At 41.9% G+C, this 25447-nt stretch carries 21 protein-coding genes, 1 riboswitch and 1 other annotated feature; of the genes, 3 read left to right on the plus strand and 18 right to left on the minus strand.

What is annotated here, in order from left to right; all coding sequences use genetic code 11:
- Positions 1-59: 59 nt before the first annotated feature.
- The 5 genes from leuS to ACZ5C4_RS11985 all read right to left on the minus strand — a co-directional run bounded on the left by leuS (position 60) and on the right by ACZ5C4_RS11985 (position 6538).
- Positions 60-2492: a leucine--tRNA ligase gene (gene leuS / locus ACZ5C4_RS11965; RefSeq protein ID WP_464521187.1), complete on the minus strand. Its 2433-nt coding sequence runs from the start codon at positions 2490-2492 to the stop codon at positions 60-62.
- 76 nt (positions 2493-2568) lie between these two features.
- Positions 2569-2828: a binding site (T-box leader), on the minus strand.
- 97 nt (positions 2829-2925) lie between these two features.
- Complete coding sequence (locus ACZ5C4_RS11970; RefSeq protein ID WP_464521188.1) at positions 2926-4335, minus strand: alanine/glycine:cation symporter family protein; 1410 nt, start codon at positions 4333-4335, stop codon at positions 2926-2928.
- Between the two features lies 1 nt (position 4336).
- A riboswitch (glycine riboswitch) is annotated at positions 4337-4433 on the minus strand.
- Between the two features lie 179 nt (positions 4434-4612).
- Positions 4613-5395, minus strand: a complete 783-nt coding sequence (locus tag ACZ5C4_RS11975; RefSeq protein ID WP_464521189.1) for a ZIP family metal transporter — start codon at positions 5393-5395, stop codon at positions 4613-4615.
- Between the two features lie 106 nt (positions 5396-5501).
- Positions 5502-5927: a flavodoxin gene (locus ACZ5C4_RS11980; protein ID WP_464521190.1), complete on the minus strand. Its 426-nt coding sequence runs from the start codon at positions 5925-5927 to the stop codon at positions 5502-5504.
- A 20-nt stretch (positions 5928-5947) separates the two neighbouring features.
- Positions 5948-6538: a DUF3793 family protein gene (locus ACZ5C4_RS11985; RefSeq protein WP_464521191.1), complete on the minus strand. Its 591-nt coding sequence runs from the start codon at positions 6536-6538 to the stop codon at positions 5948-5950.
- Positions 6539-6941: 403 nt separating this feature from the next.
- On the opposite strand from ACZ5C4_RS11985, the gene ACZ5C4_RS11990 reads away from it, so the two are divergent.
- Positions 6942-7364, plus strand: coding sequence for a hypothetical protein (locus ACZ5C4_RS11990; protein WP_186874092.1), 423 nt, complete (start codon positions 6942-6944; stop codon positions 7362-7364).
- A 104-nt stretch (positions 7365-7468) separates the two neighbouring features.
- Here the strand turns inward: ACZ5C4_RS11990 and ACZ5C4_RS11995 are convergent, their stop codons facing one another.
- The 9 genes from ACZ5C4_RS11995 to ACZ5C4_RS12035 form a co-directional block, all read right to left on the minus strand.
- A complete protein-coding gene (locus ACZ5C4_RS11995) occupies positions 7469-7708 on the minus strand; it encodes a SemiSWEET transporter (RefSeq protein ID WP_464521192.1) in 240 nt (79 codons plus the stop codon).
- A 79-nt stretch (positions 7709-7787) separates the two neighbouring features.
- A complete protein-coding gene (locus tag ACZ5C4_RS12000; RefSeq protein WP_464521193.1) occupies positions 7788-8753 on the minus strand; it encodes an ABC transporter permease in 966 nt (321 codons plus the stop codon).
- Positions 8754-8781: 28 nt separating this feature from the next.
- Complete coding sequence (locus ACZ5C4_RS12005) at positions 8782-9885, minus strand: sugar ABC transporter substrate-binding protein (protein WP_464521194.1); 1104 nt, start codon at positions 9883-9885, stop codon at positions 8782-8784.
- 25 nt (positions 9886-9910) lie between these two features.
- Positions 9911-10864: an ABC transporter permease gene (locus ACZ5C4_RS12010; protein WP_464521195.1), complete on the minus strand. Its 954-nt coding sequence runs from the start codon at positions 10862-10864 to the stop codon at positions 9911-9913.
- 13 nt (positions 10865-10877) lie between these two features.
- Positions 10878-12383 carry a sugar ABC transporter ATP-binding protein gene (locus tag ACZ5C4_RS12015; RefSeq protein WP_464521196.1) on the minus strand — a complete coding sequence of 502 codons (1506 nt, stop codon included), beginning with the start codon at positions 12381-12383 and terminating at the stop codon, positions 10878-10880.
- A gap of 24 nt (positions 12384-12407) precedes the next feature.
- Positions 12408-13814 carry a 6-phospho-beta-glucosidase gene (locus ACZ5C4_RS12020; RefSeq protein ID WP_464521197.1) on the minus strand — a complete coding sequence of 469 codons (1407 nt, stop codon included), beginning with the start codon at positions 13812-13814 and terminating at the stop codon, positions 12408-12410.
- An 18-nt stretch (positions 13815-13832) separates the two neighbouring features.
- Positions 13833-14462, minus strand: coding sequence for a VOC family protein (locus tag ACZ5C4_RS12025; protein ID WP_464521198.1), 630 nt, complete (start codon positions 14460-14462; stop codon positions 13833-13835).
- Between the two features lie 11 nt (positions 14463-14473).
- The gene (locus tag ACZ5C4_RS12030; protein WP_464521199.1) at positions 14474-15028 is read right to left on the minus strand and encodes a VOC family protein; all 555 of its coding nucleotides are present in this window, start codon (positions 15026-15028) and stop codon (positions 14474-14476) included.
- 42 nt (positions 15029-15070) lie between these two features.
- The gene (locus tag ACZ5C4_RS12035; protein WP_464521200.1) at positions 15071-16072 is read right to left on the minus strand and encodes an ROK family protein; all 1002 of its coding nucleotides are present in this window, start codon (positions 16070-16072) and stop codon (positions 15071-15073) included.
- Between the two features lie 189 nt (positions 16073-16261).
- Between ACZ5C4_RS12035 and ACZ5C4_RS12040 the strand changes: the two genes are divergently transcribed.
- A complete protein-coding gene (locus tag ACZ5C4_RS12040; RefSeq protein WP_464521201.1) occupies positions 16262-17029 on the plus strand; it encodes an AraC family transcriptional regulator in 768 nt (255 codons plus the stop codon).
- A gap of 66 nt (positions 17030-17095) precedes the next feature.
- Here the strand turns inward: ACZ5C4_RS12040 and ACZ5C4_RS12045 are convergent, their stop codons facing one another.
- The 4 genes from ACZ5C4_RS12045 to ACZ5C4_RS12060 form a co-directional block, all read right to left on the minus strand.
- On the minus strand, positions 17096-18766 hold the full coding sequence (locus ACZ5C4_RS12045; RefSeq protein WP_464521202.1) for a CvpA family protein: 1671 nt from the start codon (positions 18764-18766) through the stop codon (positions 17096-17098).
- A gap of 61 nt (positions 18767-18827) precedes the next feature.
- Complete coding sequence (locus tag ACZ5C4_RS12050; RefSeq protein WP_464521203.1) at positions 18828-20273, minus strand: TrkH family potassium uptake protein; 1446 nt, start codon at positions 20271-20273, stop codon at positions 18828-18830.
- Positions 20274-20283: 10 nt separating this feature from the next.
- Complete coding sequence (gene trkA, locus ACZ5C4_RS12055) at positions 20284-21642, minus strand: Trk system potassium transporter TrkA (RefSeq protein ID WP_464521204.1); 1359 nt, start codon at positions 21640-21642, stop codon at positions 20284-20286.
- A gap of 170 nt (positions 21643-21812) precedes the next feature.
- Positions 21813-23888, minus strand: a complete 2076-nt coding sequence (locus tag ACZ5C4_RS12060; protein ID WP_464521205.1) for an elongation factor G — start codon at positions 23886-23888, stop codon at positions 21813-21815.
- 447 nt (positions 23889-24335) lie between these two features.
- Between ACZ5C4_RS12060 and ACZ5C4_RS12065 the strand changes: the two genes are divergently transcribed.
- Positions 24336-25445, plus strand: coding sequence for a prephenate dehydrogenase/arogenate dehydrogenase family protein (locus tag ACZ5C4_RS12065; RefSeq protein WP_464521206.1), 1110 nt, complete (start codon positions 24336-24338; stop codon positions 25443-25445).
- Positions 25446-25447 lie beyond the last annotated feature (2 nt).

Consider the following 25447-nt stretch of genomic DNA (forward strand, 5'->3'; position numbering starts at 1 on the left):
ATTCCTCTCATACTTTCTTGAAATATTTACTCGATTTTCTTTCAGCTTTTGCTCTAAATTTACTTCATAACAATATTCACAATCTTCTTTGGAACGTAAATTTCTTTTACTACGTTTCCTGTCAGTTTATCGGCTACCGCCTCTCTTCCTGCTGCAATTGCCTCTTCCTTAGATGCCTCCGCCGAAATGAGAATAACCGCTTTTGTCTTTCCATTGATCTGCACCGGAATTTCTATTTCATCATCCTTCATTGCAGATTCATCATACGCAGGCCACCCTGCTTTGAATACCGTTGTCTTATGTCCCAGCTTTTCCCACATTTCCTCGGCAAAATGAGGCGCAAACGGGGAAAGAAGCACTGCGATCGTCTCTAATGTCTCTTTGTCGATACCGCCTTCTTTTTTCGCCATCTCTATAAACTTGTTGTTGTATTCCATAAATCCAGAAATAACTGTATTCAGGCTGAAATTCTCCAGTCGGCCTGTAATGTCCGCCACCATCCTGTGACGCTGCTTGATCATCTCTTTCGTTGCCTTCACATCATTCTCCAGGCTGTCCATCAACAGATTCCAAAGACGTTTCAAGAAACGGTTTACTCCGTCAATTCCTCTGTCGTCCCACTCTGCGTCTAACTCCGGCGGCCCTACAAACAACTCATACATACGCAGGGAATCACACCCATAGTCATTTACCAGATCGTCTGGGGAAACTACATTTCCCTTTGACTTACTCATCTTGATTCCATTCTTGCCTGTTATCATGCCTTGGTTAAACAGCTTCTGGAACGGCTCGTCAAAATCAATCACACCGATATCGCACAAAAATTTCGTATAGAATCTGGAATACAGAAGGTGAAGAACGGCATGCTCTACACCGCCGATATACATGTCTACCGGAAGCATTTCGTCAGCCTTTTCTCTCGAAACCAGTTCTTTATCATTGTGATTGTCCACATAGCGCAGGAAATACCAGGAGGAACCTGCCCACTGCGGCATGGTATTCGTCTCTCTTTTCGCAGGCTTGCCGCACACCGGACACTTACAGTTGACCCATTCCTCGATTCCGGCAAGTGGAGATTCCCCTGTCCCTGTCGGCTCATAAGATTCTACATCCGGCAGGCGAAGCGGCAACTCTTCCTCTGGTACCGGAACCGCCCCACAGTCAGGGCAGTGTACAATCGGAATCGGCTCTCCCCAGTAGCGCTGGCGTGAAAATACCCAATCACGCAGCTTATAGTTCACTGTCGCCTTTCCGATCCCCTTTTCTTCAATTATGTGAGGCGCTTCTTTTTTCAGCACAGAAGACTCCATGCCATTCCACTCTCCGGAATGAATCATCGTACCTGAAGCCTCTGTATAAGCCTCCGTCATGTTCTCAATTTCTTTTCCGTCCTTTGCGATAACCTGGATAATCGGAATATCAAATTTCTTTGCAAATTCAAAGTCACGATCATCATGTGCAGGAACACACATAATCGCCCCTGTTCCATAATCTGCAAGTACATAGTCAGAGAGCCAGATTGGCGTCTTTGCTCCGTTTAGCGGATTTATCGCATAGCTTCCTGTAAACACTCCCGTCTTTTCCTTATCCTGCATACGGTCTACATTGGATTTCATGGAAGCATCATAGATATATTTATCCACTGCTTCTTTCGTCTCAGGGGTAGCAAGAGACGCTGCCAGTTCATGTTCCGGCGCAAGAACCATAAAGGTAGCACCGTAGAGTGTATCCGGTCTTGTAGTGTATACTGTAATCTTTTCTTCTCTGCCTTCTACCGGAAAGTCTACCTCTGCACCGTAGGATTTTCCAATCCAGTCCGTCTGCATTTTCTTTACCTTCTCCGGCCAGTCCAGCTTGTCCAGATCATTTAAGAGGCGTTCTGCGTATTTCGTAATACGAAGCATCCACTGGCGCAGGTTTTTCTTCGTCACTTCCGCACCGCACCGTTCACATTTGCCGTTGACAACCTCCTCGTTTGCCAGGCCCGTCTTGCAGGAAGGACACCAGTTAATCGGGAACTCTTTCTCATAAGCAAGCCCTTCCTTGAACATTTTTACAAAAATCCACTGTGTCCACTTATAAAATGCAGGATCTGTCGTATTCACTTCCATATCCCAGTCATAGAGCGCCGCAATCTGGTTAATCTGCTCTTTGATATGGCTTACATTGTCCGCTGTGGATTTCGCCGGATGCACGCCCATTTTAATCGCATAGTTTTCGGCTGGAAGCCCAAACGCATCCCACCCCATTGGATGTACAATATAATACCCTTGCTGCAGCTTATAGCGGCTCCACACATCGGAAATCACATACCCTCTCCAATGTCCTACATGAAGTCCGTTTCCTGACGGATAGGGGAACATGTCCAGACAATAATATTTTTCTTTCTTATTTCCATTCTCATCTGTTTTTGGATTGACTGGATTTTCCTGCCATTTCTCACGCCATTTTTTCTCAACAGCCTTGTGATTATAGACTATTTTCTGTGCCATATGTCTTTCTACCTCCAATTTGATTTTCACATGCTTTTTTGTTTTGACTCAAACTATAAAAAGCCTTCCATCCCTCTTAAGAGACGAAAAGGCTTTTTTCCGTGGTACCACTCTTATTCATTTATCACAGGTTCCATGATAAATGCACTCATTTCTTCTGTAACGGGAAGCTCCGCCCCTGCCTATTTCTCATACGCCATTGACAATACCAATTACATACCGCATTCAGCAGGAGAACTCCGAGGTGAGTTGGGAGTGCCTGTCTCCTGCCTCACACCTGCCGGCAGGTCTCTGATAAAACAGTACGCTCTTACTATTCCTCTTCACTGTTTTTACAATATTCTTTCTCATTATAAGTAGTATGTTAAAATAAGTCAAGTAATTTTCTACGGTTACTTCTTTTCTGTAATTTTCTACGGTTACTTCTTTTCTGTTATTTTTCCTTTAATCTGGAAAAATAATCCCTGGATTCTTTCACTACAACACCGCTTAACGCAAGCAGAGCAATTAAGTTCGGGAATGCCATCAACGCATTGAAAATATCTGCGATATTCCAGACAGCCGCCACTGTCATATAAGGTCCAATAAATACTGCAAGAATATACAACCAGCGGTACGTCTTGACTGCTTTTTTATTTCTATTAAACATATACTCAATACAGCGTTCCCCATAATAGTTCCACCCTAAAATTGTAGTAAATGCAAAAAATACAAGGCACAGCATCAGGCAAAAGGAGGCAACTGCAGGCGGGAACGGCAGTCCTTTTTCAAATGCCGCCATTGTAATCGCCACGCCTTCTAACTCTGGATTCATCCAGGTACCGGCAATTACAATGGAAAGTCCTGTCATTGTACAGATGATAATCGTATCAATAAATGTTCCTGTCATAGAAACTAATCCCTGGCGCGCCGGCTCTTTTGTCATAGCCGCTGCCGCCGCAATCGGAGCGCTTCCAAGACCAGACTCATTAGAAAAAATACCTCTGGCAATTCCCTTCTGCATTGCTACAATCATACTTCCCATTGCTCCACCCGCCAGCGCACTTCCTGTAAATGCAGATTTTACAATAGACACAATTGCTTCCGGCACAAGTGAAATATTGGTAATAATGATTAACAGTGCCAGAGCTACATAGAGTACTGCCATAAACGGAACCACTATCTCCGATACTTTTGCAATTCTCTTAATTCCACCAATTACAACCAAACCTACGCATACTGTGAGAATGATACAGGTAATTACAGTCGCCCAGGAATATTCCTTTCCGAACAACTCAACCGCATAAACCGTCTGTGGGTCAAAAAAGTCCTTTACAGCAGATGCAATACTGTTGACCTGTGTAAAAGTACCAATTCCAAAAAGACCTACACCGGCGCCAAAAAAAGCAAAAATCATGGCAAGCCACTTCCACTTTTTCCCCATGCCATTTTCAATATAATAAAACGGGCCGCCAAGTACATGACCGTCTTTGTCAATCGTCCTGTATTTAATCGCCAATAGCCCTTCCGCATATTTCGTCGCCATTCCGAAAAATGCCGCCACGACCATCCAGAACAGCGCTCCCGGTCCTCCCGCTGCAATCGCAGTTGCAACTCCTGTAATATTTCCGGTTCCGATCGTTGCGGACAATGCTGTACAAAGCGCCCCAAAGCTGGTCACTTCTCCATGTCCGCCTTCTTCATTTTTTACCATGAATTTCAGGGCCTTTTTAAGATGTCTGATCTGCAGAAGCCCTAATCGAACTGTAAGATAGAATCCTGTTGTCAGAATTAGAATGATTAACGGCAACCCCCATATTCTGTCGTCAATCCACGTGATTACTGCGTCAATTTGTGCAAACATTTTTTCTTCCTCCATCCTTTTGCCTGAGAGATTAACAGTCTGTTCAGACTGCGTACACCTTCGGCGCTCTTTTTAAGAGACTCTCCTGAGTTTATTCTTTTGTGCTTTAACACACCATAGTAAAGGATAGCACTCTGTCAAAAGGATTGCAAGTATTTTTTGTCGCTGTACGTCTTTGCCTGGCAAATCACTTTCCAAATGTCCACAAAAAATGAGTCTAACTGTTTTCACTGTCAGACTCATTTTGTCCTTTTTGTTCAGCACATGCTTTCTTATACTAACCAAGAGCCACATCTAATACCATCATCAGTGCAAAGCCAAAAGCCACTCCGATTGTGCTGATATTAGAATGTTTCCCTGTCTGCGCTTCCGGAATTAATTCTTCCACAACAACATAGATCATGGCCCCTGCCGCAAAGGAAAGTAAATATGGCAGGAGTGGAACGATCAAACCAGTCAGAAGAATCGTAATCACCGCCGCTATTGGCTCTACAATCCCCGAAAGTGCCCCATATATAAAGGCTCTTCCTTTTGAAATCCCCTGACTTTTTAAAGGCATAGAGATAATCGCTCCTTCCGGAAAATTCTGGATAGCAATTCCGACAGACAGTGCAAATGCACCTGCCATTGTCATTACACTATTTTCCGTCAAGGCTCCTGCAAAAGTAACTCCTACTGCCATTCCCTCTGGTATATTGTGTAAGGTCACTGCCAGGACAAGCATCGTTGTTTTTTTTAAATGCGCCGGAACGCCTTCTGGTTTTTCATCTGTAAAATGAAGATGTGGAGTAAGCGTATCCAACACCAGCAAAAATCCCATTCCTAAAAGAAAGCCTCCTGCCGCCGGTACCCAGGCAATCCCTCCCTCTTGTTCTGCCATCTCTATCGATGGAATCAGAAGAGACCATACAGATGCTGCAATCATAACCCCTGATGCAAATCCCAGCAAGAGTTTTTGCAGCATCTCATTCATTTCTTTTCTCATAAAAAATACCATTGCCGCGCCAAGAGTGGTCCCGGCAAACGGTATTAAAATCCCAGTCAGAGTATTTATGTTCATATTCCTTCTCTCCCCTTTATTCATCTGTTGAAAAATTTTATCGATATCTTATCATATGCGAAGGGGAAAGATTTTGTCAATGATGAATTTTCGTTTTCTCTTTGTATTATTTCACCAATTCTTTGCCAGCATTCTCGCACTCTGCCAGTGCCTCATCATCTGGCGCCTCATTCGCAATAATACCCTCTTCCCTTACAAGAACTGCTCCTGCATTTTTCATCCTGGAAGCCCAGTCTCTCATCCATTCTCCGTCTCCCCATCCATAGGATCCAAACAGCAGAATTGTTTTTCCGGATACCAACGGCTCCAAAGCTTCAACAAATGGTTCCATTTCACTTTCTTCCAGCTGTTCTGCTCCCATTGAAGGGCAGCCCAGAGCAAATGCGCTCTCCTGTGCAATGACAGCGGCATCCGCAGATCCTACTTCCATGAGATTTGCCTGTCCGCCTGCTTCTTCAATCCCCTTAGCCACCGCCTCAGCCATTGTCTGTGTATTACCTGTTCCACTCCAATATACTACTGATACGCTCATGTTATAATACCTCCGTTATTCTAATACTGAGCAATTTCCCGGATGCTCTTTCCGGTCAGAAATTCATTTACCGCACAGTCCTTTGCACGGTCATATTCATTGAAAATCATTTTTGCTCTTGACAGGTTCTTATATACCTTCCAATAGCCGATCATCAGATATTTCTGTCCTTCATTTTCAATAAAGCCTCTGACATCTTCTACCGGATAACCCAAAAATATTCCTATTTCATGTGGAAACCCCATTCCATTCTCGGAAAATGTGCATACTCTTTCGGACAATCTTAACAGGCAATCTTCCATATTCTGATTTTGATACCCATATTCTTCCAACAGCAGTTTTATATCTGGACGCATCATATATGCTTCCAACTCCTTAGAACGGTAAAAAAGGACAAGGCATTTCCCGTCCATGCTGCATAGTTTCCGATACGAAATATCCATCTCCTGGAATATTTCCTCCAATCCATCATAGAGCGCATCTTCTACAGAAATCACGCAAGAAATTTTCAATCCCTTCAGAAAAGGAGCACACTGAAGTACAATCTGAAATTTCAGACGCAATTTCTGGTTGCTGTTTTTCAGGAAATAGGATAATACTTCCGCAGGCATAAATTCCCTCCTCAATATTGAGAATGATTTTCAATTGATTTCATGTTATCACGTATCAGATTCCTTTTCAATATATGTTTTTGAGAACTTTTCTCATTACATTTCTCCCCTTATTTTCTGTAACAGCTCAGCCATACAGTGTGCGGGAAGCATAAAACATGCCTGCATGTTTTTGCGAGCGTACATCTGTATGAGATGAGCGCCCATCAATGAGTAAAACAGTGGCGGCAGCCACGATAAGCACGCAGTGCGGTTTTACGAATGGCGCGGGCTGAACTGTTACTATTTTCTGTTATTTTATCCTTTTTTTAGTTGTTCCATGTACTGCTTTAGTGTATAATAAACATAAGATATTTGAGAGGTGAGAAGTCTCAAAAATACATACATAAAGGAGAGATTCGCCATGGTAAATTTAATAACAGGCCCAAGAGGCAGCGGAAAAACACAACAAATGATAGACCTTGCTAATGAAAAGGTAAAAACATCCAATGGAAACGTAGTTTTAATTAAAAAAAGCCATAAAGATACTTACACCGTAGATTTTAATATACGTGCAATCCGTATGGCAGATTATAAAGACATTCTAACTCTGGAAGAGTTTGTAGGGTTCCTGTACGGTATGGTAGCTGGCAACCACGATATCGAAGCAATTTTCATTGACAGTGTTCTTAAACAGGCAAATATTACATTAGAAAGTCTGCCTGCTTTTCTTCAGAAGCTGCATAAAATCTCCAACGAAAATAATATCGAATTTTATCTGAGTATCAGTGCAGATAAAAATGAGATTCCAGAAATAAATTCTCCTGATTACAATGTATTAAATTAAATATACTATAAGTTATATATTAAAAGAGGGTATTACAAAATTATTTAATCAAGTAATACCTTCTTTTTGACATTTGCAATACATAATTTCGTATTCTATTACAACTACTTGTATTTAACTTTATATATAAGTATAATAGCTGATAATATCAGTGTTAAAAAATTTGCTATTGATACTGATATATCTTTCACCACAAGTCCATGAATAATCCATAAACACAAACCTGTTACTGATATACAATACATAAGTAAAGATATAGATTTTGTTTCTTTAGTCTGGACTACTCTAACCACCTGAGGAATAAACGCACATGTAGTAAAAATACCTGCAATTATACCCAACATTCTGTATCCCCTTTTCTAATTGCTGTTTTTATTTATAGCTCCATTCTAAAGTCAAGTATATAAGTTTCTTGTTAAACTTTTATAAATTTCTTCTCTTTATTTTAGCTCTGAATTTCATCATAATTTCCGTTTCACTGCTCATTGCACAGAATACTAACAATGCAATCGCAACTGCCGCGTTGTTAAACTGCCCCGGAATCCCCAATGCAACTATACCAAATTTAATTAGCTGGACTGTAAGAGAACCTATAAATACGCCAACAACCAGATTCACTCTTTTTTCCAGCGCATTTGCTACAAAAAAGCAAATAAATGCACTGAAAACCAAATCCATACTACTCATATTCGTAAGCGGGCTCTGCACAAATGACCTTGCAAGCGTCAACGTCCCGTAAAATCCACAGAAAAGCCCTACCAGGACAAATGCACACACTTTGACTTTGTTTACATTAATTCCCTGTTGCTCCGCCACGTTTATGTTATTTGAAATCGCTTTTAGATTAAACCCAAATTTCGTGTATGTATAGACGACATAGGCAATCAGAAAGCAGAACAATGTACAGCCTATTACCACTGGAGTTTCATTTAGTACACCGAATGTACTCTCTACCATTACTCCTCCCCCGCCCCAGGCAAGAGCCGCTATACTCTCCAGTACTAACATACAGCCGACTGTTGCGACAATCGACGGAACTTTTATCCATACATAGATTAAACCCATAATCAGTCCCAGCAAGGTACTTGTTACAATTACGCACACCGCAATCACAGCTGTACCTCCACCTAACCGATTGCCAAGCCCGGCACCAAGTATTACCCCCGCGATTACATTTGCTCCAATGCCAAAATGCCATAACCCTAATTTGCAGGCAAAGGCGGCGCCCCACGCAAGAACTGCCGGCAATGCTGCCTGATACAAAATAGAAAATATCTGTGTACCGCCCATTGCTTTTGGGACAACCATTAATAACAGAACATATAATATAACTGGAATTAAAAGTGCAAAGCCTAAATTTTTTATTTTATAAAGGATATTCTTCTTCATAGCCACTCTTCACCTATATCCCTTTCAGTTATTCAGAAACCGACTGTAAACTGTAACTTTTTACTTCCTCTAAGAATGATTCATAATCCATTGTTGTCAGATTTACAATCTCTTCCGCTGTATAGGTCTTAAATGTATCGAAGTATTCGTTGTACATCTCCGTGTCCTCTGCGTTTTTAAGATAAATATAATTGGAATTTATCTCTGTCGGCGTTTCGGAAAATGGAGTTCCTTCCAACTTATTATATAAATTTATCATGGCATAAACCGGGTCAATCTGCGCACCTGTCGTCAACATTGACAAGTTTCCTGCGTCAAAAGAGGAAACAATATCCGCCGGTGTATCAAAGCTTGTCAGCTTTATATCTGTCGTTTTTAAGTAATTAACCACACCGTCAATTACGCCATTCGATCCTGATGATAAAATTAGCCCGTCAATATCCGGATATGCCACAAGCAGCTGTGCTGTCGAATCCGCCGCGTCTGCTGCACTTGCCGTGGACGACAATGTTGTTGTATAATAATCAATTCCCTCTTCTTCCAAATATTCTATAGCCCCCTGCTGACGGCGGTCTACTACGCCGTTTCCAGCCTCACGGTTTAAAAGTCCGATTGTAGTACATCCATCCTCAACCAATTTATCTATCATATCTACTGCCGCAGCAGCCTCATCCTCTACGACATACCCTGCAAACAAATCGCTGGACATACAGTAATCATATGCCTCTTCATCAATGATGTTTCGGAACATAATCTGCATTGGAATTCCTGCATCCTCACACACCTTCATATATTCGTCAATAGAGGCGTCAACCAATGGCGTCATCAAAATACCGTCTACGCCTGCTGCAATCAAATTTTCAATATCTGTGGTCTGCGCCTCTGCGTCAAAACCACCTGTACGGTATATCACATCTATATTCAATGCCTCTGCAACTGTATCAATTGCCTCTTTTGACGCAGCGCCCAGTCCGTCGTCTGTTGACCATATAATCGCCCCAAGCAGATAATCTGCGTCGGAAGACTCTTTTGTAATTTCTGTATCGGACGTAGTGGATATATCATCTGCACATCCGGCTGCCAAAGCTATTGTCATTACTGTTGCTAAGATGAAAGCCAATTTCTTTTTCATTTTTTCTTCCTTTCTTTATCGTGTTTTATAATATATATGGAACTCCGTCGCGGTCAAAGGTCAAAGTAACAGAAACCAAAAATATAATTCCCTCAATCAAACCGATCATATTCGGATCTGCCCCTAAAACAGTCAGACCATTTTCCAAAAACAAAAGCATAAACACGCCCACAATTACGCTGAATATCTTTTCTTTTGTTCCACCTGTCAATGAAGCTCCTCCGATTACCATCATAAGCAAAAGTGTGACATGAAATCCCGCACCTAACGTTGCTCCTGCCGAACCGGAACGGACCACAATCATCAGCGTTGTAATTCCCATCATGATTCCCGCTGCCAAGTATGCCAAAATTTTATACTTCGTTACATTGATACCAGACGCTTTTGCTGCATTGGGATTTGACCCAATCGCCATTGCCCACTTTCCCAGCTTCGTATAGTGAAACAGAATCACCATAATAATAATCGCTGCCAATGTAATAATATAGAACAAAGTCTTGCTGTACAAACCGCTGAATACGCTGGGAAGGCTTAGCCCTGCCGTCCTTTTTCCAATAATATAATTCGCAATGCCTGTTCCCAAAAATGCCACTGCAAACGAACCAATTACACTGTTTACACCCAGTACAATATTAATTACTCCTATTAAAATCTCGGCGATAACTGCAATCAGCATGATAACCGGAAACAGCATCCAGTCCTGTGCCGCCTCTGACGCCAAAAGTCCCAGCGCACCAGCAAGGCAGATAATTCCATTTAAAGACATGTCCATATTTCCGAGAGACATTGTAAAAATAATCCCCAGACCTGCAATGATATATGTACAAGATTGCAGTAATATGCTCATAATATTACTGATTTTTAGTGTTTGTCCATGACTTAGGAGGGCAAATGCAGCAATTACAACAATCAACGCCGTAACTGGCAAATACGTTCTCACCATATCTTTCGTAATTATTTTCTTTTTTGCTTTCTGCATGATTCCCACCTTCCTAAATCATTTTCTCGATTACGTCATGTTCCGATATATCTGCACTACGCTTGATTTTCCCGGTTATCTTACCATCCTTCATAATAATCAGGTTATCCGACATGCCCAGTAATTCCGGCAGTTCTTCCGATACCATCAGGATAGCCTTACCCTGCGCCTTAAACTCTTCCAGCAGACGGTAAATGGCGGCTTTTACACCAATATCAATTCCACGGGTCGGGCAGTCCATAATTAAAATTTCCACGTCATTTGCCGTATTCTTTGCAATCGCTACCTTTTGTTTGTTCCCACCGCTTAGACTGGAAACTGGAAGTTCTAGTCCGCCTATTTTAATACTTAACATTTCTACCTGTTGTTCAGCAAGGTTCTTCACCGCACCCGGTGTAACCAATATTCCCTTTTTTATCTTATCCATTGACATAAGCGCAATATTATCTTTGATACTCGCCGCCAGCATTAGTCCCTCAAGTTCCCGGTCTTTTGGTACATATCCCACGCCGTTCTTTGCTGCGTCTGTCGAGTTGCGTATCTCAACACCTTTTTGCGGAAGGCTGACACTTCCGGAATCTGGCGTTTTTAAGCCGTACACCACATTGCATAAATCATGCATCCCGCAATCTGTAAGACCGCCAACTCCCAGTATCTCTCCTTTGTGCAATTTCAAGGAAACTCCTTTGAGCGCTGTTCCCAGATGTACATCATCTACTTTCAACATGACGGTATCATGGTCGTAATTATCCTCGTAGTCATTCCGATAATACTTGCCGTCTAAATCCCGCCCAATCATATTCCTTCTCATGGCGTCTATTGTAATATCTTCACCAAATAAAGTCGTCACATAAGAACCGTCCCGCATAACGGTTATATTATCGCAGACATTTTTTAATTCCTCTAAATCGTGGGATATAAAGATAACGCTCCGCCCGCTTTCTTTCATCTCTCTTATAATGCGGTAAATAACTTCACGTCCGTTCTGCGATAAAGCTGTTGTCGTTTCATCCACAATCAAAATCTGCGGATCTTCTTTCATTGCCATACCTGCCTCTACCAGCTTGCGGTCCTCAAAACTCAACTCATCAATCGGATGCGAAGGGTCTACCTCCGCCAGACCAATACTTTCTAAAACCTTTTTCGCCCCGCGGTTCATTTTGCTCCGGTTAATAATTCCCATGCGCCGGAATTGGTCTTCTTTTCCAAGATATATATTTTCCGCAACAGACAGATGGTTGATTGTCCCCTTTTCCTGAAGAAGCATGCACACGCCTGCCGAACGTCCATCCAGCATACTCTTGGGGGCATGCGTCCGGTTATTCATTACCATTGTCCCGCTATCCGGCTTCAGACATCCGGCAATCATAGACGTCACTGTTGACTTTCCGCTTCCATTTTCGCCAATCAGCCCTCTTACCTCTCCGGCATAAATCTCCATGCTCATGTCTACAACTGCTTTTGTAGGACCAAACGATTTATTTAATCCTTCTACTTTCAGAAGAACCTCCTCTGACATTTCTAACACCTCCCTTACATTTCTTTATAGCTTTTCTCCATTACTTGAAATTACCTTCTTATACCACTCAAAAGAATCTTTTTTTATTCTTTTTAAACTACCATTTCCAGAATCGTCCCTGTCCACATATATAAAACCATATCTCTTTTTCATCTCACCTGTTGTAAAGGAAATACAGTCAATACAGCCCCACATTGTATATCCCAGGAGTTCTACACCGTCTTCTTCAACCGCTTTTTTCATCTGTTCAATATGCGCTTTTAAATAAGCAATCCGGTATGTATCATGGCACGAGCCGCCCTCTTCTAATATATCAACCGCCCCAAATCCATTTTCTACAATAAATATCGGCTTTTCATATCTTTCATAAAATAAGTTCAGTGCATATCTAAGTCCTTCCGGGTCGATTGCCCAATTCCAATTTGATTCTTTTACAAATGGATTTTTCACCGTCTTGTCTTCCGAAGGACTGTCTGTATCTACTGTTTCTGTCATATAATAAGAGAAACTAACAAAATCCACACAGCCCTCTTTCAACGCCTTTTTATCTGCCTCTGTCATATCCGGCATACAGTCATCAGCCTCAAACTTTTTTCTGATATAAGCTGGATAGTGCCCTCTGCACTGTACATCACTAAACAGCCACTTTTCCCGCATTTTCTGAACTGCCAGCATTACATTTTCCGGCTTGCTGTTAAGAGGATATACCGGAACCATGCCGATCATATTTCCAATCATAAAGTCTGGATTAATTTCATGTCCTTTTTTTACTGCCAGCGCACTTGCTACAAGCTGATGATGAATGCTTTGATAAAGTACTTTATCCGGATTTTCCTCCTTTCCATATATTACCCCTGCATTCGTCCAGCCATATATAGCATCTCTCTTATAGTGCATTTGGTTATTAATCTCATTGAATGTCAGCCAGTATTTCACTTTATCCCGGTATCTTTGGAAACACACTTCTGCAAAACGAAGGAAAAACTCAATTGTCTTTCTATTAGAAAATCCCCCATACTCTTTCGCAAGATAATACGGCATCTCAAAATGGGAAAGTGTAATCAAAGGTTCTATTCCATATTTCAAAAGTTCATCTAATACGTTATCATAGAATGACAGCCCTTCTTCATTTGGCTCTGCCTCATCTCCCCGCGGGAAAATGCGCGACCATGCAATCGAAGTGCGAAAGCATTTGAATCCCATTTCTGCAAACAGCTTAATGTCTTCTTTATAGTGATGGTAAAAATCAATTCCCTCTTGATTAGGATAGTAAATACCGTCTAAAACGCCGTCTGTAATCTGTCTCGGCGTGGTGTTAGAGCCAGCTGTCATGACATCTGCCACGCTCAATCCTTTTGAAGTCCCTTTCAAACCGCCTTCAAACTGGTGGGCCGACAGTGCGCCTCCCCACAGAAAGTCTTTTCTTAACATGTTTCCTCCTTCAATCTGCTATTCTTTTACTTCCCAAATGTAAAACCTGTTTCCTTCCGAATCCTGAATTACTGCGTAATCTTCACCCTCGAACTGGTATCTGCCCCGGATTACCTTTCCGCCTAAACCGGGCACCTGTTTTAAAATATCATCTATATCTTTTACTTCAACTACAAATGACGGTGCCGGCTCTGCCTCATTCCCTGTCTTTGGAATCAAGTAACCGTATCCCATTGATGCTACGGCTGGTTCCCAGTCCTCCGTACCGGGTCCCGTCGCACAATACATTATCGGTTGTTCCGGATCTGAATGTTCCGTGTTGATAATATCCCAGTCAAATACATCTGTATAAAAATCTTTTAACTCTTGCGGGTCGTCATATCCCATTACCCATCTTCTAATTCTGCCGTGGCCTTTCAGGCTGGAAAAATCTTTTGGAATATGGAAGGATAAATCCATTGGATCTCTGTTTTCTTCCGGAGCAGGTGGGTCAACATGAATTCTTCTTTTTTCAATACTTCCGCACCACGGTTCAACTAAGAACTGTTCTTTTGGTGCTCCACATCCGCTGCAATAGTTCGGTACTTCTGTTTCTTCAAATGCCATTGGAAATCCACATGCAAAACATGTATATATTTTTTTCGCCATCTTCTTTATCCTCACTCTCTATCGTATTCTGTTTCTGGTTCTTCCCATGTACGGCAGGACGGGCATTGCCACAAATATAAAAAGTTTCCTGCCGGATCTTTTAATACCGCCGCAAATTCCCAGCAATAATCTTTATCTACTGGTGTTTTTGCCAAGACGGAAACATTTTTATCTTCCACCAGCGTACCGCCGTGATCTAATATCTTTTGAATTGTTTCTTCCAAAGGACGCCCAAAATGTGCTTCCATCATAAATCCTGGTACTTCCAGTTTTCCAGGCGCCCACGGCACAAACAAATTCATATGTCCCGGAACAGCTCCCTCATAATCCGGCTGTGTCGGGCCTGTCCCGATTAAAATTGTCGGGTGCTCGCTTCCCACGGGAATCCCGCTTGCCGCCTCCGGTGATTCAATCATATCCCACCCGAACAATGTGGTATAAAATTTCTGAAAACGTTTTAAATCCTTATAAAACATGAGGTACACCCTTGCTCTTCCATATAAATCCTTCTGGGGATACTTTTTAGGCGGACGATAAGGATACATGTTTGTCTTTTTCTCTTCCATTTTTGTTTCCTCTCTTTCATTTCTTAGTAGTTCTTTTATAAATCAGGCATTTGTCATGCCAGAATTACCTATACGCTGTATATAGTTGTATGTAGCACCTATCAGATTGCAGTCATTCAGATAACGGCTTTTTACTACTTTTGCCCGCAGTTCCTTGCCAAACTGCATTCCTTCATAATATTTTTCCAATTCTTCATTTAAATCTTCAAAAATACGTCCTGCTAAACTTAATCCTCCGCCTATGGCGATTTTTTCCGGGGAATAACATACCTGTATATTATTTACTACCACCGCTAAGCTTCTTATAAAGTTCTTATAGATCTCCTCTGCATCCGAATCCCCTTCTGAAAGCCATTTAAAAATCTGCACTCCGTCTGCTTTAATTTTCTTCAACTCGTTTTCCGGATGTGCATATGGCATCATTACCTGGGAATCAATTTCCTGTAATAATATTGCTGAATCCTGAACGCCAAAATCTAAATTTTTCGCCTTGCACATGCGGTAAGTCAAACCGTGCATTGCCGCTGACATAAAAGCACATCCCAGTACATTGTGTTCTTCCGGATTCGTCACAAGAAAAGAAACCTCCCCTGCGGCAAAATCCCGCCCGCTATGAATCTTTCCATCTTTGATAATTCCTCCGGCAATCGCTGACCCTAGTATGATTACCGCCCCGTCTTTGCACCCTTCCAGAGCCCCTTTCCAAACTTCTGCCAGCGCCGCGCATTTCCCGTCATTTTCAACTGTAATCGGTAACGGACACACAGGTCTTAATAAATCGACAATATTTTTACTATATAATGGCTTATATGCCCCAGAACCGATTAAAACACCTTCATCTGGATTGATATATCCCGGCAGACTGATTGCAATTCCGTCAATATCCTTTCGATACTGATCATACAATTTTTTTACCGTTTCAACAAATTCCTCTTCCGATTCTAATGGTGCTGGTATCTTTCCCGTCGATTCCATGTCCGCTTCCTGATTGACAACTGCATATTTCACTGAACTTCCACCAAAATCACACGCTAAACATTTCATTTGTCCTATCTCCTTGATAACCTCTTTCTGTTGTTGAGGCTATATTATCAAAATCTCTCGAACAGGTATATTAAAATCTTCTGATTTATGATATAATTTTCATGTGAAGTGCATTTTGTTTAGTTCTTATAAATTTTTGTCAATATTTTTGTGCATATTCACTATTTCAATCGAAAGGGCTACAATAATATGAACGATAAAAAAATTTATTACCAACAATTCCTAAACCGAGAACAGGATGTACGGCACCACAGATATGATGAGGAAATGCGTATTCATGAACAGCTGGCAACTGGGGATGCAAAGGCAATCGAAAAATCTATGTCTATGTTCACAAGTAAATTTGTCGGACATCTTTCAGATGACTTAGTTAAACAGAATAAATATTTATTTATAGCCGCCGTTACTTTAATTACCCGTTTTGCCATTTCAAAGGGAATGGAAGAAGAAGTCGCCTTTATCACTAGCGATTTATACATCCAGCAAATGGATAAATGTGAAGACGTAGATAGTGTGCTGTCTCTTGCCAGAGAAATGTTTACTTTCTTTTCCTGCAAGTTGTCAAACCTTAATAAAAAATGTGTATTTTCACACCACATTATTCTCTGTATTGATTACATTTACTATCACCTTCATGAAAAAATAACGATTGAAATTTTAGCGGAACATGTCGGGCTCAATCCAACATACCTCTCTGATTTATTTAAAAAGGAAATGAACCAGACTATTTCTCAATATATTACTTCCCGCCGTATGGAAGCTGCAAAAAACATGCTGCTTTACTCTGACATCAGTTATGCAGAAATCGCCTCAGTTCTTGCTTTTAGTTCACAAAGCTATTTTACAAAAGTCTTTCGTAAGACCTATGGACTTACTCCCAAAGAATATAAAGACCGATTTTTCAGAACTGAATATTTAGAAGTAGGTTTTCCTGCTCTTATAAATAAAAAACCCTAATAGTAAGGCACATTCTCTCTTTTGCTTCTTACTACTAGGGTAAAATATATTCTTTGATTTTTTCGTTTATTTTACAGGCTCTCCATTCGCGTCTTCTTCTGTCTCTTTCTTCTTAGAATCCTGTATATTTGCCTCTTTGCCGTTCAGGGAAAGCACGGTATTGCTTGTCTCTCCTTCTTTGTATTCCACTGTCACCTCATCGCCGACATTAAATTTAATAATATCGATAAAGTCTACTACCGGTATGTCGAAAATCTCGTCTGAGCCTTCCAACATAATGTAATAATGAGAGTTTCCATCTATGACACTCTGTGCGATCTTGGTGATCTTACCGGATGCGGTCAGTATATCTCTTGTATCCTCTTCCACCTGTTTGATACCGTTCTCATACATAAGCGTCGTATAATTTTCCTCGCACTCACTCACTGTATCTCCGATCGCCACTATCTGATATTTCTGTACATTGACCATCGCATATTTTTTTACCAGTCCTGCATCATCTTTGAGAGCAATAAAATACGTCGGTTCACCAGAGATATTTAAAAGCAATGGAAAAGCTGCTTTATATTTCAGGTTCTGTACCTGTCCTTCAGCCGACGACATCGCTGAAGCCTCCGTCGCACCTTCCACTTCATAGAACTTTGTCTCCATTGTACGCTGATTCATCAGCACAAATCCTACATTAGACTGATCCCCTGTAATAGACGTCACCCCTGTATATACCCAGACATCATCATCAATTGCAAGATAATTATACCCGTCTGTTGTATGCAGACAGTCCTTTTGTCCGAGCACACTGTTGAAAAATCCATGTTTCAGCGTTCCATAGTAATCATACAGCTCTACAAGCAAATCTGCGGAATACGCGCGGTCAATCCACTCTGGTGCATTCTCTATGCTGTAATCCTTTGTTTCACCTGTAATCGCATTGCACAAAACGACTCTTCCGATCGTCTCTCCTCCGAACAATCCGATATTGAACTTCTTAACCGGACATATCCAGTATGGTACACCGTTATCATCGATCTCAAAACTTAGGTCATTAAAAATGTATGTCGGATATTTAAAACGCAAATGCCGGTATATATTTCGATTGAAGTGATCACTCTCTGTATATTTCATTCCTTCATCCAGTTTTACCAGCTCCGTATTCTGCGTTGCCATATCAATTTTAATATATGCAGGAATTCCTTCACTCTGGTTTGTCAGCCATTTAATAATATTCGCATATTTCAGAGGAGATACTCTCACTGGCTGATCCTTATAGTTAATTTGACTGTATAAGTCATCCACTTCAAACTGGGATACCATATCTACCATGCTCCCCATCTTTCTGTTTCCCAGAATCGCCGCGGAATCTCTGTCCAGAAGTGGGATCTGATCAAAGGAGAGTTCTTCAATATCTTTCGAAAATTCTCCATTTTCCACCGTCATTAATTTCTGATATTTTTTTGCATTCACTATAGGAGAGGACAGAAGCGTTCCTACGAGATATACAATCACAACTGCCGCAAGTACTCCCAGAATCGCCTTCAAGCCTTTGGAAGTTTTTAACTCATATCTGCTAAGCCCTTTCCTTTTAATATAATATGCTGCCACAAGTACAATCATAATGATAAGAAATATCCAGAATTCCGTCGAGTGAATATTAATCGCAGGCAGCGCCACGTAATAATAAACTCCCAGCAAAAGCACTACTGCAATCACTGCCATAATCTTTGTTTTTACATTCTTCATTTTTCCTCCTAAATGAAACACGAAAACCGATACTTTTCGCTCTTTCATTTCCTTAAATACATTAAAATTTTCTTCTCCACAAATCTGGGGAGAAAATAAGCAGGTATGGAATTACCTCCAGGCGCCCCACCAGCATATCTATACAGAATACAATCTTAGACAATGGCGAAAACGAATAGAAGTTTTCTATCGGTCCTACCTGGGATATTCCCGGCCCTACATTGTTGATAGTTGTCAGCACTCCGCTGAATGATGTAGCAAAATCAAAATTATCAATGGATACAATCAGTACCGATACTATTAGGATCAGTATATAAGAGATAAAATAAATATATACGCCCTGCATCGTATCCCGTCCAATTTTTTTCCCATTCACCCGCACTACAGTCACAGACTTTGGATGTAGAATCCGCCTTATTTCCTGCCGTACTGTCTTGACGAGTATCAAAAGTCTTGAAACCTTGATTCCACCTCCTGTACTACCCGCACATGCTCCAATTACCATCAGTGCTAGCAGCAGCGTCTTCGACAGCTCCGGCCACACATCATAATTTGCGGTACAAAATCCTGTTGTCGTAATAATAGAGGCGACCTGGAACGACGCATAACGAAATGCCTGAGCCACGCTTCCATAAATATGAAGTATATTCACCGTAATTACCACAATGGAAACTCCAATGATTCCTAGATATGCCTTAAGCTCCTCATTTTTCAGGGCGCTCTTCCATTTTTTCAGGCGAATCAGGAAATACAGATTGAAATTCACTCCAAATAAAATCATAAATATCGTGATAACCCCATCGATATAGGCACTGTCATAATATGCTACACTTGCATTTCTGTTTGAAAAGCCTCCTGTACCTGCAGTGCTAAAAGCATGCAGCAGAGCATCATAAAAACTCATGCCTCCAAACATAAGCAAAATCACCTCTGCCGCAGTTAAGACAAAATACATTTCGTATAATATTTTCGCCGAATGCCGCGCCCTGGGCACCAGCTTGTCCGCTTCTGGTCCTGGAACTTCTGCACGCATCAAATGCATAGAATGATCATCTTCCAGAGATGTCAACATCATTACAAACACGAGTACACCCATACCACCTATCCAGTGCGTCAGGCTCCGCCAAAAAGAAATTCCTTTCGGCAGTATCTCAATGTCCGTAAGTATCGTCGATCCTGTTGTTGTAAACCCCGAAACTGTTTCAAAAAATGCGTCCAGATAATTTGGAATACTTCCAGACAGAAAAAACGGCAGAGCACCAAATAAAGACCAGAGTATCCAGGCAATTCCTACAATCACAAAGCCTTCTTTACCATATATAGTCTTTCCTTCTGGTGGTTTTTTCCCAAAAATAAGAAATAAAATTTCTAAGATCACACTGACAATCAAAAAAGACAGACCGCTTTCCTCTCCATATAGGAAGGAAACCAGTGCAGGAATCAGAAGTACAACGCCCTCCACTCCCAGCATTTTCCCTAAAATATATAGTATCATCCTTCTGTTCATGTGCTCGCACCTACATCAAAATATCCCGAATATCCTGAATCTGTTTTTCCATTGTAACCACAATCACACTGTCTCCTGCCTGGATACAGTCGTCACCGTTCGGAATGATAATCCTGCGCTTTCTAGCGATACACGCAATCAAATTGTTTGATTTCAGTGACAGCTCCTTCAGCGGCACATCCGTATACTCTGTCTTTGATTTTACAATAAATTCCAGTGCTTCCACCTTGCCGTCTACCAGTTGATAGAGTGTTTCTATATTTGCACTTCCCTGAGAATTCTTCCGCGCCCTCACATAACTTAGTATTGCATCTGCTGTCACTGTCTTAGCAGACACGACGCTGTCCAAGCCGAAATCCTCTATCATTTTCGCTCTTCTGTCCTCATTTACCTTAACGATAATTTTATCTACCTTCTGTCCCTTTGCAAAAAGTGACATAATGATATTTTCTTCGTCCATTCCGGTCAATGCAATAAAAGCATCTGCTTCCTCGATCCCCTCTTCAATCAGCAGATCATGATCCGAAGCATCTCCGTTGATTATCGTTGCCTTCGGAAGCATTTCGCTTAAGGTTTCGCACTTCTCCTCTATCTTCTCAATAATCTTCACTTGCATCCCGATCGCGAGCAGCTGTGTAGCGAGATAATAACTTACCCTTCCGCCGCCGCAGATAATGACTTTATTGATCTTTTCCTTATGGCAGCCTGCAAGCTTAAAGAAGTGTTCTATCTCTTTGTGCGATGCAGCGATATGTATCCGATCTCCTTCCTCCAATATGTAATCACCTGACGGAATAAGAACTTCCCCTGCTCTTTCTACTGCGCATACAAGCACCTTGATTTGAAGCTTCGTGTACATACCGGACAATGCCATACCCACCAGCGGACTTCTCTCCGTCAGTACATACTCTATAAGCTCTACCCTCCCTTTTACAAACGTTTCTATTTTACTTGCATCTGGGAAAAGCAGAAGCCTGGAAATCTCTCCTGCCATAATCAATTCTGGGTTAACCACCATGCTCAAATGTAAGTCTTCTTTCAGAATATCAATCTGCTGGTAATACATCGGGTTTCTGACTCGCGCAATCGTATGCTTCGCCCCAAGGCGCCGCGCAATCAGACAGCTTAACATGTTGCATTCGTCCGTAGAAGTACATGCAATGACTAAATCAGCATGCGGAACATCTGCCTCCTTCTGGATAGCAACACTTCCCCCATCACCAGTCACACAGAAAATGTCCAGACGATCAATTGCCGCCTTGAGTTTCTTTTCATTGCTGTCAATCATAACAATGTCGTACTGTTCGGCGGAAAGTGCACGTGCAAGCTTATACCCCACCTTGCCATCTCCGATAATCACAATTTTCATTTGTTTTTCCTCAATTTTCCTTCTCGTTTTGCCTTTTTGTCAACGGCAGAAAAATTATAGCACTTTTATACATAAACTACAATGCTTTTAGCACTTTCTTTGCACACCTCCCGGCAGAAAAAAACAGGAGACCGGCAATGTCCGGCCTCCCGCACTCTTTTTCCTTTCTTCTACTCCTCTGCTGCCCGCGCTGCTATTTCTTTTTCCTGTACATCTGACGGTGCCTGCTCGTATCTCGCAAAGGCATATTCATATGTTCCTCTTCCTCCAGTCATAGAGCGAAGTGTTGTACAGTATCCAAACAGTCCTGTCATTGGAATATCTGCCTCAATCACCTGCTTTCCTCCCGCAACTGGATTCATGCCCAGCACACGTCCGCGGCGCTTATTCAAATCCCCCATTACATCTCCTGTGTAATCATCTGGTACCGTAACCTTCAAGGATGCGATTGGTTCCATCAGCACCGGCCCCGCTTCCATAAATCCCTTCTTAAACGCCTGGCTTGTCGCTGTCTTAAATGCCATTTCCGAAGAATCCACCGGATGATAAGAACCATCGTACAAAATTGCCTTTACTCCCACTACTGGATATCCGGCGAGGGGGCCTTTTTGTACAGAATCTTGAAGTCCCTTTTCCACCGCCGGGAAATAGTTCTTCGGAACTGCTCCTCCAACTACACATTCTTCAAATACAAACGGTTTTTCCAAATCTCCAGAGGGCTCAAATTTCATCTTTACATGTCCATACTGTCCATGTCCGCCGGTCTGTTTTTTATATTTCATATCTACATCAGATTTTTTCCGTATTGTTTCTCTAAATGCTACCTTAGGCGTCTCCAGGGTAATTTCTACTTTATATCTGGCAGCTAACTTACTTGCGGCAATCTCCAGATGCTGATCCCCCATTCCATAGAGCAGCGTCTGTCTGTTTTCACTGTCATTGACTGCCCTTAGTGTCACATCCTCTGCCGTCATTTTGGCAAGCGCCTGCGAAACTTTGTCCTCATCCCCTTTATTCTTTACGCGGTATCTCATATATGTATACGGCACAGAAAAGTCTGTCTTAGCATAGGATACCGGCGTCCCCTTTGTAGATAGCGTATCTCCTGTACGAGTATTGGTAAGTTTTGCAATCGCTCCGATATCGCCCGCAAACAGCTCCGATACCTCCGATGGCTTATTGCCGCACATTGTATAAAGTTTGCCCGGCTTTTCTTCCGAGTCTGTATCTGCGTTATATAAGTTGTCATCCCCTTTGAGTACTCCGGAGCACACCTTCACAAAGGAATACTTTCCGATAAATGGATCCACCATCGTTTTAAACACATATGCTGTCTTCGCCTTCGAGAACTCGTAATTTGCTTCAAAAATATCATTTGTTGTGCGGTTGATACCTGCACAGGTACGCTTATCCGGACTCGGGAAAAACCTTACAATATCGGACAGCAGGTTTGCCACTCCCTGTGCCTGAATGTTAGAGCCCATGGCTACCGGAACAATATCCCCGTCCATTACCTCCGTACGCATTGCAGAACGAATCTCTTCAACAGAAAATTCCTCCCCGTTAAAATATCTCTCCATAAATTCTTCACTTGTCTCTGCCACAGATTCCATAAGTGCATCTCTCAATATCTGAAGATTCGGCAGGCAGTAATCTGGAATCTCGCACTCCTCACGCTGCCCTACGCCTGTATAACGACGTCCCGCATTCTTGATGACATTGATATATCCAACCAGTTTCTCATTCTCACGAATTGGCTGGAAATGCGGCGCAATCTTCTTTCCGTACCGTGCAGTCAGATCCTCGACAACCTGACGAAAGCTCGCGTCATCTACATCCATCTCCGTCACGTAAATCATCCGTGGAAGATTATATTTGTCGCACAGTTCCCAAGCTTTCTCCGTTCCTACCTGCACGCCTGCTTTTCCTGATACAACGATGACTGCTGCGTCTGCCGCGCTGACTGCTTCTTCTACTTCGCCAACGAAATCAAAATATCCTGGTGTATCAAGAATATTAATCTTTGCCTTTTCCCATTCGATTGGAATCAGGCTGGTGCTGATTGAGAAACCGCGCTTTTGTTCTTCTTTGTCAAAATCACTGGTCGTATTGGAATCTGCTATCTTTCCCATACGGCTGGATGCTCCTGATACATACAACATCGCTTCTACAAGACTCGTCTTGCCACTCCCGCCATGTCCGAGCAATACTACGTTTCTAATCTCGTCTGTTCTGTAAACCTTCATGCTGCTGCCTCCTTGTGTGTAGTTTTCTATATGTACAGGGTGTTCCGTTCTTCCTGCACACATATGCTATATGTGTATATTGTACTAAAACCTTACAATAATTACAACTATTTTATTAATTTTTGACAAGTATTTGTCCGGTTGTATCAGTTCAGCCATACAGTGTGCGGGAAGCATAAAACATGCCTGCATGTTTTTGCGAGCGTACATCTGTATGAGCTTAAGCACCCCTCAATGAGTAAAACGGTGGCGGCAGCCACGATAAGCACGCAGTGCGGTTTTACGAATGGCGCGGGCTGTTACGTCCGGTTTTTCTGATAATCATGTTCTGTTTTACATTTGCAGCGTGAAATGATAAAATGTTTTTATATTTGTTCGGGTATGTTGATACCTCCCGACAAGTTATTGTAAATGCAATGATAAATATAACCGGAAAGGATTTTTCGTATGACACCATCATTAGCACCTAAAAAAATCGGATTTATCGGGCTTGGGCTTATCGGGGGATCTATTGCCAAAGCAATACGGCAATACTATCCTGACTGCACCCTGATTGCCTTTGACAAAAACAGAGAGACACTTGCCTTTGCCGTCTCGCAAGGGACTATCCATATCTCCTGTTCTTCCATAGACGATAACTTTAAACACTGTGACTATATCTTTTTGTGCGCTCCGATTGCCTATAATACCGCCTACCTTTCTCAATTAAAAAAATACATGGATGCTACTTGTATTCTCACCGATGTCGGCAGTGTGAAAACCTCGATTCACCAGGAGATTATTTCTCTTGACATGGAAGAATTTTTTATCGGCGGGCATCCTATGGCAGGTTCAGAAAAAAGCGGGTTTGTCAACTCCAGAGCGCATCTGATTGAAAATGCCTACTATATTCTCACTCCATCTGAAAAAGTGGCAGAGGAAAAGATCCTGTCATATCAGACCTTTGTAGAATCTCTAAAGGCGCTTCCTGTTTTGTTAGACTATAAAAAGCATGACTGGATTACCGGAACCATCAGCCATCTTCCGCATATCATTGCTTCTAGTCTTGTAAATTTCGTAAAAGACACAGATACAAAAGAAGAGCTGATGAAAATGCTCGCTGCCGGCGGCTTTAAGGACATCACAAGAATCGCCTCCTCTTCTCCCGTAATGTGGCAGCAAATCTGCCTGAAAAATGGAAAAAATATAGCGAATATTCTTAATCAGTACATCGACGTATTAATACAGGCAAAGGAATGGATAGAAACGGGCGCTGAACAAAACTTATATTCCTTGTTCGAAAGTTCCAGAGATTACCGCGATTCCATGCCGAATACATCAGCAGGGCCAATCAAAAAACAGTTCGCCCTGTACTGCGATATTATCGATGAGGCGGGAGGAATCGCAACCATCGCAACCATACTGGCAAGCAATCATATCAGTATCAAAAATATTGGCATCATACATAACAGGGAATTTGAAGAAGGGGTGCTGCGCATTGAATTTTATGACGAGGATTCTGCAAAAAATGCATGCAAGCTCCTCCAGAAATACCGGTATATTGTATATGAGGTCTGACG

Source organism: Mediterraneibacter flintii, assembly GCF_055387595.1.